This window comes from Gilliamella sp. Pas-s25 (genome assembly GCF_009795885.1).
Classification (GTDB): domain Bacteria; phylum Pseudomonadota; class Gammaproteobacteria; order Enterobacterales; family Orbaceae; genus Gilliamella.
This window is the reverse complement of record NZ_WTEV01000016.1, coordinates 50,020-63,852: the sequence shown is the minus strand read 5'-3', so window position 1 is coordinate 63,852 and position 13,833 is coordinate 50,020. Positions and strand designations below refer to the sequence as shown.

The window sequence follows — 13,833 nt, the reverse complement described above, 5'->3', positions numbered from 1 at the left end:
TGCATAAAAAAAGCAGAAAAGTAGATAACTCTTTTCTGCTTATCATCTTAGCGAACATCCTAACCATTCTTTTTATAGTAGCGATATAAGCTGATGAATAAAAAGATTAAAAATCGATAAATGGGAATGTTTCTCTAAATAATTTTTCGATTTCTGGGTGTTTTTTTAAGGCTTTTAGTGCTTGTTCTTCATTAAAAGATACATCGTCTTGAGACAATTTTTCCCCTCTTTTTACCGCTATGCCATAAATAGCCCTATTTTGCGCTTTTGTGCATCTCCAGTGAATAAAAAATCGAGAAAACAAACCGATTAATCTTTCCAGCTCTCTAACAGACCCTTTGAAATCAATTAAATCAAAAATATAATCGGGTAAATCGCTTACTTCATTTTCGCCAATGACTTTTTCAGCCCAACGATTGATCTCATCCATATTGATGGCACCACATAGTAAACAATAATATACAAAACCAATTGCTTTATCATTTTTTAACTCCAACATATTTATTTCCCCTTAGATAATGCTTCGCCACCTATATGGCCTGTCTGTAAATGTGCGTCCTCTGGAACCAATTGCATTCTACCGCGATGTTGATGATGATGCCAAGTATAACCAGGTATTTTAGGTTTACCGGCATTAATTGCGTTTAACTGCTCTGGTGTAAATATCCCGGGATTTATTTCTCCCTCGACAATCAGATTACCAAAGCGGTTATAGTCAAAGTGTTTGTCACTAAAAAAGGTCAGGCGGTTGCCTGTAATGCCACAATACTGTATTTTTAAGTTTGCATAAAAAAAGCAGAAAAGTAGATAACTCTTTTCTGCTTATCATCCTAGCGAACATCCTAACCATTCTTCTTATAGTAGCGATATAAGCTGATGAATAAAAAGATTAAAAATCGACAAATGGGAATGTTTCTCTAAATAATTTTTCGATTTCTGGGTGTTTTTTTAAGGCTTCTAATGCTTGTTCTTCATTAAAAGATACATCGTCTTTGCGTAACTTTCGACCTCTTCTTACTCTTATACCATAAACAGCTCTATCTTGCTCTTTTGTGCACTTCCAAGAAGGAAAAAATCCGATCAAGCGTTCTAACTCAGTAACTATTCCTTTAAAATCAATTACATCAAAAATATAATCCGGTAAATCACTTACTTCATTTTCGCCAATGACTTTTTCTGCCCAACGATTGACCTCATCCATATTGATAACGCCAGATAATAAACAAACATATACAAAACCAATAGTCTGATCATTGCCTTTTACTAATCCTAACATATTTATTTCCCCTTAGATAATGCTTCGCCACCTATATGGCCTGTCTGTAAATGTGCGTCCTTTGGAACCAATTGCATTCTATTTTCCGCGTTTTTCGACAATAAGGTTACCAAAGCGGTTATAGTCAAAGTGTTTGTCACTAAAAAAGGTCAGGCGGTTGCCTGTAATGCCACAATACTGTATTTTTAAGTTTGCATAAAAAAGCAGAAAAGTAGATAACTCTTTTCTGCTTATCATCCCAGCGAACATCCTAACCATTCTTTTTATAGTAGCGATATAATCTGATGGATAAAATGATTAAAGATCGATAAAAGGGAATGTTTCCCTAAATAATTTTTCGATTTCTGGGTGTTTTTTTAAGGCTTCTAATGCTTGTTCTTCATTAAAAGATACATCGTCTTTGCGTAACTTTCGACCTCTCCTTACTCTTATACCATAAATAGCCCTATCTTGCGCTTTTGTGCACTCCCAAGAAGGAAACAAACCGATCAATCTTCGTAATTCTGTTACTTCTCCTTTAAAATCAATCAAATCAAAAATATAATCGGGTAAATCACTTACTTCATTTTCGCCAATGACTTTTTCGGCCCAACGATTGACTTCATCCATATTGATGGCACCAGATAGTAAACAATAATATACAAAATTAATGCCAATAGCCTCACTCTTTTTTTCTAATCTTAGCATATTTATTTCCCCTTAAATGCAGAAATTACACTTAAAATAATGTTCACAATCGCTTGGTAAGAAGATTTAATAAAATTATTTTAAATTGTCTGCGATGTATTGTGTTAAAGCATTAAGATCATCAAATGCAATTGGGCCAAACTCTGGTTCATATTTTGCTAAATACTCTTCAGATGCTAATCCATTCTTTTCAGCTAAAGCTGTTACTTCCTTAACTCTTAATGGTCTTATAACCCAGTTAGTTCCCTGTAATGGTTCTCGTTTATGTTTATGAAGTTCCCATTTAATAAAACCACGATAGTTATTTATAAGAAATTTTAATTTATTAATAATTTCTTCCGATTCATTTTCAAACCGAAATGCGACAAATGGAGGTATATTTGAACAGTCTTTTTTTTCTAATCGATTATTAATTCTTATCTGTGGATATTTCTGATTATAGCGTCTCCACTCAAGAGGACTAACCTCTTCAATTATATTTAATAATTCACCTTCACTATCGGATATTTTATATATAGACATATTATTTTTTCCCCTTTAAACCATATAATTTATTAGAAATTATAACTCCATCAGGATTGATCGCTTTTATGTGTTTTTTCCAGTCGCCCTTTGGTATTGGTTGTGATGACAAACGAATGTCATAAATGTATTTATTATCGGTATAAACTTGGTGATAATATTGATCAATTTCAATTCTTCCATTTTCAAAAACATTCAATTGACCTTTATTTTTGGGGCGAACTTCAATAATTTTTCCTCTACCATCAGCAATATTTAGAAGTTTTTCTGCAATTTCAGAGCAATCCAGACCACTACATTTTGCCATATTTTTAAATTTATCACTTTTAAGGGCATCAGTTACAGTTTGATTAGGAGGAAAGTCAGCATTTGGTAGTCTAACTGGTCTATCTAAACCTTCTATTGTTTCAGCGGCTGTATCATTAACCTTTTTTCCAGCAATTCCTTCAAACCCATTATTTTCAATCTTAATTAATCCTAACGGATCAACCCAATTTATAGGATCACTACCGGCATATTGGTAACTATTTAATCCACCTAGTATACCAAGCGGATCTTGGGTGATATATCTGCCTGTAAATGGGTCGTAATAGCGATTAATATTATAATGTAAACCTGTCTCCTCATCAAAATATTGTCCCTGAAATCTGAGGGGATTGATGGGTTTAATATTATTTTCAGCTTGTGGCCAGTGTTCATAGGTGATTTCGCCATAGGCGCTGTATTCGCATTCATAGACAGTGTCGCCAAGGCTGTCTGTAAGGCGATGAGGAGTGCCTAAGTAGTTATTTTGATACCAGTAGGTTTTTAACTTTTCTGACTGTCCTGCTTTTCCAAGGATTTGGGCAAGGGGGCGGTGGCTGTCGGGTTCATAAATATAACTTCGCCAGAATTTATCGTTATCGGCACATTCTGCAATTAATTTATGGTCTTGCCACAAATTTGTCTGGAACAAATTTGAACAACGCTTTAGCGTTGGCCCTGCAAGGGTGAGTCTCAAGGATGAGACGAATAAAAAAACTCGGTGGTTTTGCCGTCTACTGTTTTACTGGTACGTCGATTAAAGGCATCATAAGTATAGGTGATAATTAGCCCTGTCGGCTTAATTACTTTGATTAACCGATGCCGGCAGTCGTACTCATAGTGGGTGACTAGACGGTGGTCTTTGCCGCGCTTTTCGACAATCAGATTACCAAAGCGGTCATACTCAAAGTGTTTGTCACTAAAAAAGGTCAGGCGGTTGCCTGTAATGCCACAATACTGTATTTTTAAGTTTGCATAAAAAAAGCAGAAAAGTAGATAACTCTTTTCTGCTTATCATCCTAGCGAACATCCTAACCATTCTTCTTATAGTAGCGATGTAAGCTGATGAATAAAAAGATTAAAGATCGATAAATGGGAATGTTTCTCTAAATAATTTTTCGATTTCTGGGTGTTTTTTCAAGGCTTCTAATGCTTGTTCTTCATTAAAAGATACATCGTCTTTGCGTAACTTTCGACCTCTCCTTACTCTTATACCATAAATAGCCCTATCTTGCGCTTTTGTGCACTCCCAAGAAGGAAACAAACCGATCAATCTTCGTAATTCTGTTACTTCTCCTTTAAAATCAATTAAATCAAAAATATAATCGGGTAAATCACTTACTTCATTTTCGCCAATGACTTTTTCAGCCCAACGATTGACCTCATTCATATTGATGGCACCAGATAGTAAACAATAATATACAAAATTAATGCCGATAGCCTCACTATTTTTTTCTAATCTTAGCATATTTATTTCCCTTTATATAATGCATTACCATATAATCACAGACCATAACTGCCGATTAAAGGGCTCTGGCTGGAGTAGTTCGGCTTCTATGCGGGCAGTTCTATCGTAATTAAAATTAATAGTATATAATATTTTCAATATCGTTGTTTATCGAATTAGTGTTGAAAATTTAACTGAAATAAATGGTATTATTCTTATCTCAACTTTTGTTATTGTATCCTCTAATTCAATTTCAGAGCTTAAATATTCACCAATAACATCTTTTTCTATTTTAAAAAATTTCACTCCTTCCATTAAATAGTGGGAAACTTTTTTTCCCTTAAACTTAATTATAGCTTGAATCCAACCAGCAGTTGCACTAAATGAAAACATGATGGACATTCCATTACCATCTGTAAACTCATACGCAAAGTGTAAATCAGCGGCATTTTGAAATATAGGTTCACTTTCGAAAAAAGTAAGTAAATCGATATCATCTGGAAAATATTGAATAAACATTATTTTTTACCTTCTTTCGGTATTGTTGTAACAAATCTTCTAGAACCATTAGGCATGATTTCAAATGAACTTTCTAATTTTGTTGCTTTACCTGATGGACCTATTAGTAGTGATTCTCTGATTTCAAATTTTTGTGAACCTTTGATATAAGTATCTATAATATTATCTTGTGTATTAATAATTTTATCAAAATGCTCAGTTAATATTTTTGTTCCCGATTCATCTGTTTGTAACCCTAGTCGTCTCATTGTTTGAGACAATTGGGTTGACCTATCAGTATTATGCGTACCGCTAGTCACTTTGCCATATAAATAGTCGAATTTTTTAGGATCAATTTCTAATTCTGTTCTATTATCAAATACCCCCTCAAAACCACTATTTTCAATTTTAAGTAATCCTAACGGATCAACCCAATTTATCGGATCACTACCGGCATATTGGTAACTATTTAATCCACCTAGTATACCTAGCGGATCTTGGGTGATATACCTACCTGTAAATGGGTCGTAATAGCGATTAAGATTATAATGTAAACCTGTCTCCTCATCAAAATATTGTCCCTGAAATCTGAGGGGATTGATGGGTTTAATATTATTTTCAGCTTGTGGCCAGTGTTCATAGGTGATTTCGCCATAGGCGCTGTATTCGCATTCATAGACAGTGTCGCCAAGGCTGTCTGTAAGGCGATGAGGAGTGCCTAAGTAGTTATTTTGATACCAGTAGGTTTTTAACTTTTCTGACTGTCCTGCTTTTCCAAGGATTTGGGCAAGGGGACGATGGCTATCGGGTTCATAAATATAACTTCGCCAGAATTTATCGTTATCGGCACATTCTGCAATTAATTTATGGTCTTGCCAGATAAACTCGGTGGTTTTGCCGTCTACTGTTTTACTGGTACGTCGATTAAAGGCATCATAAGTATAGGTGATAATTAGCCCTGTCGGCTTAATTACTTTGATTAACCGATGCCGGCAGTCGTACTCATAGTGGGTGACTAGACGGTGGTCTTTGCCGCGCTTTTCGACAATCAGATTACCAAAGCGGTCATACTCAAAGTGTTTGTCACTAAAAAAGGTCAGGCGGTTGCCTTTGGTAATATGGGTTTTGGTGTCACTCAGGAAGTTGCCCGTAGCATCATAGTGTAGCATCTCTAATGGCGGAGCGTGATGCGTTTGATGATGTTTAGGCTTACCCACCGAAGTTAACTGACCGATGGCATCGTATTGATACTCTCGAGCTGAATTTCCCCGAATTTGACTAAGTTGATTATCCGCCTGATAACGATAATCTTGTTGCCACAAAGGCGTTGGACTAGGCAGTGAATCCAAATCAAAACCATGAAAAATCTGATGGCGAGTTAATCGGCTTAAATTATCATAATCATAACGATTAACGAGACCATTACCCTGACGGCGTTCATATTCTCGCCCTTGTTTATCCCAACGGAAAGCTGCTAATGGCTGGTGGTCAAGCGTCATCCCCAGTAGCTGACCGTGATTGTAATGATATTCTAACCATTGTCCATCGGGCAGTTTAGTGCCACTGAGTAAGCCTGTATTATCATCATAGCGATGGCGGATAGTCGCCCAATTTTGATGTTCGGCTATGAGTTGATTACTTTTATTATATTCCCAACATAACACATTATCGTTATCTTTTACCGCAATCAAGCGACCGATAGTGTCATATTCATAGTGTTCAATATTTCCATCCGGTAATATTTTTTGAACTAATCGCCCAACACTGTCACGCTCATAACGGGTAATGAATGGTTCAGATTGATGTTCATCACCGTATTCACAACGGGCAATAAGTTGGTTGTTTTTATTATAATGGTAAGTGGTTTTTATATTATCAAAACCAATTTCTTCACTTAATAACCCATCGGCTGTGTACCGAAACTGATAGTGCTCGCCTTTTTGATTGGTGATTTGGCTAATCTGTAAATGCCCATTATCGTATTGATAAGTCAGTTTTTCACCATTAGGTTGGTGTAACTGGGTGAGTAGGTGTAACGGCGCGGCGTAATCATATTGGGTGATTTTACCCATTTCATCTTTAAACCAAATCACTTTACCATAAGCATTGTAACGATACTCACGGGTTGTGTTATCGGGTAAGATAATTTTGGTAATCCGATTTAACGCATCATAACGGTAGTGTGTGGTACTGCCGTCTTGTTGTTTTTCCCATACTAGGCGACCTATAGCATCATAGCCAAATTGGCGTAACCCTTGAATTGAAGAGTTATCTTCTAATAATTCACCTTGCTCTGACCAAACTAAACGTTGGTGACTGTGGTCAGGATATTGAATAAAAATGGGCTTACCTTGAGCATTATATTGATATACTGTGCTACGCTCTTGAGGGTCGATGAGTTCCAGTAAGTTCCCTTGGCTATCACGCCGAAAACGCCATTGCTGATAGGTCTCTTTATCGCCATGGGTGATGGTATAAATTTCCCCATGCAAGTAGTCATAATTAACACAATGCCCATCTGGATAAGTGATGGTATCTAAAGCGCCAGTGATGGGGGAGTAATCATAATAGGTGATATGACCTTCGCCATCAATTTCAGCGGTCAGTTGCCCTTTATCATTATATTCGTAGGTTTGTACATTACCCGCAGCGGATGTTTTTTGGACTAATTTACCATGGGTATTATGCTTATAATAACTTTTACTGCCATCTTGGTGAATTATAGTGACACTGTTTTCTTCATCATTCCATTGATAGCGACTATCAAGTTGAGGAAAGTTCGCCCATTGACGTAAACAGCGTACGTGCTTACCTTCATTTTGCCATGCCCAATAAAATGTTGCCCCACCAGCCATGACTCGTGATTGAATAACGTGCTTATCATCATAAGAATAGTGCTCGGTCTCATTTGCTGCATTTGTCACCGCAACAAGTTGGTGAAGCGAGTTATAAGTATACGTTGCTAGCACCGAAACACGTTGCCATTGTTGTGCGACGCGGGTTTGTAATTCAACTTGTTTGATTAAATTTATATTATTAGGCGGGTTGGGGTTATTTTCATTAGGGGCTACGTCTATTTCATTTTCATAAATAAATACTAATTTGCGTGTCGGTTGCTCTGCTGGTGATAAAATGGCAGAAGGCAGCCGATTGGTGTTATAAATAACCTTAATGGCATTGTTATGCTGGTCTATAATGCGTTTCAGATAAGCGGTTTTACCGTCTTTTGAACGTTTAAACACTAAAGACGGTTGATTTGATTGAACAATGATAAACTCATTATCTTGTTCGCCTTGACACAGCATGGCTTCTGATAAGCTATTTAATCTATGTGTGTATTTTTCGGTTGGATAGGGAAAGCTAACTTGACGATTTTCATGGTCTGACCATGTGATGCTATCGTTGTTAAATACCAAATGTTGACTTAAAAAGTGCGACCAGCCATAGCCCAATCCTTGCTGCAATTCAACAGCACTAGTACGATAAAAACGTTGCCAAATAAAAGGCACGATGCCAGTTAAGTAACCATCTTCAACCGATAATAGCTCTTCACCAGTTAATAACGATATGGGGTCACCATCATGAGGCGTATGTTTATCTGACGAAACCGCCTGACCTTTGGCATTTTTACCTGCCTCTGGGGTGTCGGTGATATGTGGCGATGGATCTTCTATTTTTGTCTGTGGCTTACCACCCGATGAAGCAACGCTGCCATGTTCAGTTACACCCGTTGCATTGCTATGGGTTGTTGCCTTTTTGTTTACGCTAAGATTCGCGTCACCACTGTGAATTATTGCATGGTTATCTTTGACATGCTTTTTACATGCTTGCTTAGCTATTTCGGTTAACTCGTCTAGAGAATTGATAAGTTCTTTAGTTGATTTAGTTGATTTAGTTGATCTCTTCTTTTTTACCATTATTATAATCCTTATGATTAAGCAAAGTTCATTGCTATATCAAATCCTTTTTTTAGAACTGTGCCCGGTAAAATAATAGCAATAATCACTTCGGTTAATACTTGCCCTACAATTTTGGCACTAAAGTTAATTAATTGTTGTGGGGTTAATAATTTGAAAAGACACCAAGTTGCATTAAAAAAGATAAATAGCATTGCTTCATCTTTAAGCATCATTAGCATATCGCCTATTTCATCTTTATATTCATCATACATTTGGATTAACTTTTCAGCACCATCACCTATAAGTTGTTTAAGTTTTTTTAAATTTTCTAAAGGATGACAAAATATATCAAATAATTTACAAACTAAATTCCAAATGTCTTTTAACGTACTCCAGATACCATCAGCAAACTCTTTACATGCCTCGGCCCAATCTATTGATGCACCATTAGCAATATAAGTTTCCCATTCCTGCTTTTGTCGATTATTCCAGTTTTTTTCTAACCAAGCTGCACATTTATTGATTAAATCATCATAAGAAGCATACAGCTTGTCTAAATCTTTTTTTGTAATATTGGGATAAAACATAATTTTATATTTTTGATTTGGCTTTAATTTTAAGACGGCTTTACCATTATCATCTAATGTACCTTCGCTGACGTAATTATCACCACCCCATCTATAACCTGATTTTACCTCATATACGCGGTATTTGGTTTTCGGAATTGGAATGGTTTTACCTGCGGTTTGAAACGTATGTATGATAACCAGCTCTCCGCTTAATGGGCAGGTGGTAACCCCATCCATTCGTGCACGACTTTGGACATTTTGAACAATTTCCATATCACCCACCTTAATTTGCTGATCCATATCAAAAAAGCGTCCGATCAGCATTGTATCGGTTAATGATTTGTAGTCATTAAGGCAATTTTTAAAATCAGTAATAACCTCATTTATGACTTTATTGGCTTCGGCTTGTACATCTGATGTGATAACAGACTCAGATAATGGGGGATCAATGATTTCCTCTGTCATTTTGTTATCCTATGATTGAAGTTGTTGTAAAATTAAATTCCAAACATCACTTTTGTTCTTATTATTATGTTGTAATAAACGTTTGACTTTTTTCTCTAAAACATCATGCCGATATGTCCAATATATATTCGGGTAACTTTCTTGTAATGTTTGTAATATATTATTTAATAAAAGATTTTCTTTATTTGTTAGCAATTTTTGTATTAATGATTCTGGCACTTGCCACCAAGGTGATGTTTGTACCGCTTGTTCAAGTGGCACATGCACCACATGCGATTGGTGATTGATCCAATAAAAAGCAAAGGCAGGCAGCACGTCTTGCCAGCTATCGGTAAAGTGATCAAGCATAATTGACAGGTATTCGCCATCCCAGTAGCGAAAAAACACTGCTTCGCCACCCGGCATTATGGCTTGGGTTAGGCTACGTAAATGGGCACAGATGGTCTCGAAGGGTAAATGAGAGCGTGCCAGCCAGCCCCAGTCTTTGTACTCGGTGTTGTTTATCCAATCTAAAAAGGGGCTGTGCTCATCAAGTCTAACTAGCATGGGCATCACTGAAAACCAGTGTTCGTAAGGGGTGCCAGTATAAAGGCCATAAGGCGTTTGTGAACCATCGGTAATATAGTAGTTTTTAACAGCTTGCGCGTCACTGACGTTAGAGAGCACCGCATATAAAGGCATGGAAGAAGTGGCGGTGATGGTGCGCCAGTTAGACAGTGGGAAATCCATCATAATTTGCACCTGCCATCAAATGATAAAACTGGTAATGCAGAACAATCACGTGACCCATCAAATAAAAGGAAATAATGATTAATTACTAAAACAATACGACTAACAACGAGCCCCACCATATCGACCTAAATTCCTTTAGAAAGTATTAAGAAATTGAAAAATTAATGTATTTGTTTATTTAAAATGAGGTTATTTTATCATCTATGCGATTTTTTTAAATGCTATTTTTTCTTGTTTTTTTATCATGTTCCTAAAAACGTCGAGTTTTTACACTTCATGATTTTAAGAAACCGCTCAAAACTCATTACGCACTTTACTCGAAACCGTTTTATGCGATTTAGTGGTTTTGCAATTGTTAATATGTAAAATATTGACATCGTATTTATTAATTTAATACAAATACGATGTCAACTTTATGCAAATGCCTAATATCAGGTCGGTGTATCGACATCATCTCAATCCGCATTTTCAAAGCAAGTTAACCAATTTAATGCATAATGGTGTTCTTGAATAACATCACTTATAATCGATGCAGGTGGTTGCTTGTTTTTTATTCGCAAATCTGTGGTTATCCAATGTAAGCGGTAATGCAAATCTAAGGCATCTAACAATTCACTAACAGGTTTTAATATTACCTAATCCGCGGTGATATAAACGTTCACAAGGGAAATCAATGGCTGGTGGATGCATTACTGTCGAATAAGCATTGATCAATATTGGCATTTCAAACATTCCTATTTAGATTTTGTGTTTTTTATGGCTATAAATAGCGGCTATTTGTTCATCCAATTCTATTATAAACTATTGTATCTTTGTGGTTTTGAATGAATATGCTCCATTTTTGTATTTTGTAATTATCTTATTAAGGATTAGGCATAAAGATTTATCTATTTTTATTTTTCAGTGGATAAGATTATTCCTTACTTTGTAGATACCATACGGTCATTTCCATTCGGGATTTAAAATTGAGCTTTTTGAATATACTTTTGATATGTACTTTGACTGTGCTTTCTACGATACCAAGCTCTTTGGCGATCAGTTTGTTTGATAATCCTTGGACTAATAAATTAAAGATTTCATTTTCTCTTGGTGTTAACAAGCTGACATCACGTATTTGCTTTGTGATTGGCTCTTTGTTATGACGCATATAATTGAGGATAATATGCGAAATAGCATTATCCATAATGAGCTTGCCTATCGAAATATCCTGTAGCGATTTTAGAAAATCTTCAGGCTCCATATCCTTTAATAAATAACCATCTGCGCCGTTTTTTAGTGCTGTGATAATATCTTCTTTCGCATCTGATACTGTAAATATAATAATACGGCTAGAGATGTTTATTTCTCGTAAATAGCGTAATATTTCTAGTCCATTCACATCTTGCATATTGATATCAAGCAGAATAATATCAGGATCAAGCTCTTCTGCTAGTTTAACGCCTTCTATTCCTGAGCCTGTCTCACCCACAATTTCAAAATAGTTGACAGTATTGATTAACTGTTTTACGCCATTTCTTAACATTGGGTGATCATCAATAAGCAGTATTGAGCTATTTATTTGTTCCATTTTTTACTCTTTTATTGCCTGAAATGGAATGGTTTTATTTGCTTTAAATGTTACCATAATTTGTGTCCCTTTGTTGGGGGGGCTATCTATTGTTAAATTACCATTTAGTGTTTCAACTCTATCACGCATAATGATCAAACCATAATGATTTTCTTGTTTAATATCATTTTGTAAGCCAATGCCATTGTCTTTTATGCAAACAGAGATAATTTGATTGTCATCAATATTTAAACTTACAATTACATGTGTGGCTTTAGCATGTTTGTATATATTATTAAGTCCTTCTCGAATAATCTGCAATAAATGAAATGCATATTTACTATTGATAATATTTAATGGTAAATGGTATTCAAACTGAATATTGAATTGTAATTTTTGATTAAATTCTTCAATTAATTCTACTAAGCTTGCATAAAAGCCGGTTTGATTAAGGCGTAAGTGGAAAGAGGTAATTAGTTCTCGTAATTGGGAGTAGGTAATATTGATCTCTTTGCGCATGGTTGCTAATAAATCAATACTGTTTTGAGATGTTAAATCTGACTGCATTTGTAAGCAGCTAAGGTGTATTTTTAAACAAGATAACGATTGAGCGATGGAGTCATGTAGCTCTCTAGCCATAGCTGAGCGTTCTTTCATTAATAAATATTGCTTTTGTTGTTCTATTTTTCTTTCTAGCTTCATTGCAGTGGTCATTTGCTCAATCAATCCCATAATTAAGTTTTCTTGCTCATCGGTTAAGATGACCTCTTCTGACTGTAAAGCGAATAATATCCCATATTTTTCGTCGTTCTCTTGAAGATACCAATGACGTTGAAAACCATTTTTCTGATCAGGTTTTGATGAGATCAAACATGCACTGCAAGTGGGATTTTGGCAATAGGGTAATTTTTGCTCATTATCATAACTGATTTGTTGATAATGCTTAGGATCATCTGATTCATAAAAGCGAATTTGAAATTGAGTTAGTGGGACTAATTCCTCCAGATCGTGTAATATTTTTAAAAAACGTTCACATAATGGTTCTGAAGTATGTAGTTGCTTGGTTGATTGATATTGAAAGGAAACGATCTTATTGGTTTGTTGTAATTTAGCAGTTTTTTCAGCAACTTGTTGTTCTAGTAATAAATATTGTGACTCGATCTGAGTTGACATTTTATTGAAAGCCTGCCCTAATAGATCAAATTCATTCTTTTTGGCTCTAATAGCAAAACGCGCTTTAAAATTGTGGTTCGAAATAGCTTCGGCCATATCAATTAGTTTTTTCCATGGAGCAAGAAGACAGTAACGTAAATAGTAGATCTGAGCGATAAGAAATAGAGCAATGATAACAATAAATAATTGTTGTATTTGAGAAATATGTTGAATCTTTTTCTCGGTATTTTGATCAATTTTATGTACTAAATCATTAATACGAATAACATAATTTTCAATGTCACTTTTTATATCATCCATTTTTTGTGCTTGCTTTATTTTAGTTGTAAGTCGAGTTTGCCAATCAGTTTCTAACCGATTAAATTCATTCATTAAGCCGTAGCGTTTTAAGAGCATAAGATGCTGCTTAGATGAAGAAATATCCATAAAAATGTTCAAGTGGTCATACTCTTTTTTGTTAAGAGGAATCATGGTAAGCAGTTGGTAGTTCTTCATTCTTAGTAAACCTAATTGATTAACCAGATATGCCCCACCTTTTGCATCATTAGCTACCTGAATTGAAAACGATAAGGCGATTAATGCAATAGTACCTAAAAAAAACATTAATAGTGTTAAACGATTAATAATTGATGCACTGTAGCCAATTTTTCTTTTCGACATAAAAAACTCAACATTATTTTATAATTTTATTTCAGATAAATAGCAATTTATGATTA

The 13,833-nt window shown here is 35.3% G+C and carries 16 protein-coding genes; all 16 read right to left on the bottom strand.

Going from position 1 to position 13,833, the window contains the following annotated elements; translation table 11 throughout:
• Positions 1 to 106: 106 nt before the first annotated feature.
• Positions 107 to 499, bottom strand: a complete 393-nt coding sequence (locus tag GQ593_RS08500) for a hypothetical protein (RefSeq protein WP_160431657.1) — start codon at positions 497 to 499, stop codon at positions 107 to 109.
• Positions 500 to 501: 2 nt separating this feature from the next.
• Positions 502 to 696, bottom strand: coding sequence for an HNH endonuclease (locus GQ593_RS14235; RefSeq protein WP_442903602.1), 195 nt, complete (start codon positions 694 to 696; stop codon positions 502 to 504).
• 193 nt (positions 697 to 889) lie between these two features.
• The gene (locus tag GQ593_RS08490; protein WP_160431656.1) at positions 890 to 1,276 is read right to left on the bottom strand and encodes a hypothetical protein; all 387 of its coding nucleotides are present in this window, start codon (positions 1,274 to 1,276) and stop codon (positions 890 to 892) included.
• Positions 1,277 to 1,278: 2 nt separating this feature from the next.
• Positions 1,279 to 1,353, bottom strand: a complete 75-nt coding sequence (locus GQ593_RS14230) for an HNH endonuclease (protein ID WP_442903601.1) — start codon at positions 1,351 to 1,353, stop codon at positions 1,279 to 1,281.
• A gap of 1 nt (position 1,354) precedes the next feature.
• Positions 1,355 to 1,513 (bottom strand): hypothetical protein, encoded by a 159-nt coding sequence (locus GQ593_RS08480; RefSeq protein WP_160431654.1) that lies wholly within the window; start codon positions 1,511 to 1,513, stop codon positions 1,355 to 1,357.
• Between the two features lie 60 nt (positions 1,514 to 1,573).
• A complete protein-coding gene (locus GQ593_RS08475) occupies positions 1,574 to 1,963 on the bottom strand; it encodes a hypothetical protein (RefSeq protein WP_160431653.1) in 390 nt (129 codons plus the stop codon).
• A gap of 75 nt (positions 1,964 to 2,038) precedes the next feature.
• Positions 2,039 to 2,485 (bottom strand): hypothetical protein, encoded by a 447-nt coding sequence (locus tag GQ593_RS08470; RefSeq protein ID WP_160431652.1) that lies wholly within the window; start codon positions 2,483 to 2,485, stop codon positions 2,039 to 2,041.
• A gap of 1 nt (position 2,486) precedes the next feature.
• Positions 2,487 to 3,440 (bottom strand): RHS repeat domain-containing protein, encoded by a 954-nt coding sequence (locus tag GQ593_RS13995; RefSeq protein ID WP_160431651.1) that lies wholly within the window; start codon positions 3,438 to 3,440, stop codon positions 2,487 to 2,489.
• A gap of 426 nt (positions 3,441 to 3,866) precedes the next feature.
• Positions 3,867 to 4,256, bottom strand: coding sequence for a hypothetical protein (locus tag GQ593_RS08455; protein WP_160431650.1), 390 nt, complete (start codon positions 4,254 to 4,256; stop codon positions 3,867 to 3,869).
• A 147-nt stretch (positions 4,257 to 4,403) separates the two neighbouring features.
• Positions 4,404 to 4,754: a hypothetical protein gene (locus tag GQ593_RS08450; RefSeq protein WP_160431649.1), complete on the bottom strand. Its 351-nt coding sequence runs from the start codon at positions 4,752 to 4,754 to the stop codon at positions 4,404 to 4,406.
• The gene (locus GQ593_RS08445; RefSeq protein WP_160431648.1) at positions 4,754 to 8,650 is read right to left on the bottom strand and encodes an RHS repeat-associated core domain-containing protein; all 3,897 of its coding nucleotides are present in this window, start codon (positions 8,648 to 8,650) and stop codon (positions 4,754 to 4,756) included. The genes GQ593_RS08450 and GQ593_RS08445 overlap by 1 nt, the downstream gene beginning before the upstream one ends.
• 17 nt (positions 8,651 to 8,667) lie before the next feature.
• Positions 8,668 to 9,666, bottom strand: coding sequence for a hypothetical protein (locus GQ593_RS08440; RefSeq protein ID WP_160431647.1), 999 nt, complete (start codon positions 9,664 to 9,666; stop codon positions 8,668 to 8,670).
• A gap of 9 nt (positions 9,667 to 9,675) precedes the next feature.
• Positions 9,676 to 10,398: a DUF4123 domain-containing protein gene (locus GQ593_RS08435; RefSeq protein ID WP_160431646.1), complete on the bottom strand. Its 723-nt coding sequence runs from the start codon at positions 10,396 to 10,398 to the stop codon at positions 9,676 to 9,678.
• Positions 10,399 to 10,853: 455 nt separating this feature from the next.
• Positions 10,854 to 10,991 carry a DUF4272 domain-containing protein gene (locus GQ593_RS14225; RefSeq protein ID WP_442903600.1) on the bottom strand — a complete coding sequence of 46 codons (138 nt, stop codon included), beginning with the start codon at positions 10,989 to 10,991 and terminating at the stop codon, positions 10,854 to 10,856.
• A gap of 320 nt (positions 10,992 to 11,311) precedes the next feature.
• Positions 11,312 to 11,965, bottom strand: a complete 654-nt coding sequence (narL, locus tag GQ593_RS08425; RefSeq protein WP_160431644.1) for a two-component system response regulator NarL — start codon at positions 11,963 to 11,965, stop codon at positions 11,312 to 11,314.
• 3 nt (positions 11,966 to 11,968) lie between these two features.
• Positions 11,969 to 13,777, bottom strand: coding sequence for a nitrate/nitrite two-component system sensor histidine kinase NarX (gene narX, locus GQ593_RS08420; protein WP_160431643.1), 1,809 nt, complete (start codon positions 13,775 to 13,777; stop codon positions 11,969 to 11,971).
• Between the last annotated feature and the right edge of the window lie 56 nt (positions 13,778 to 13,833).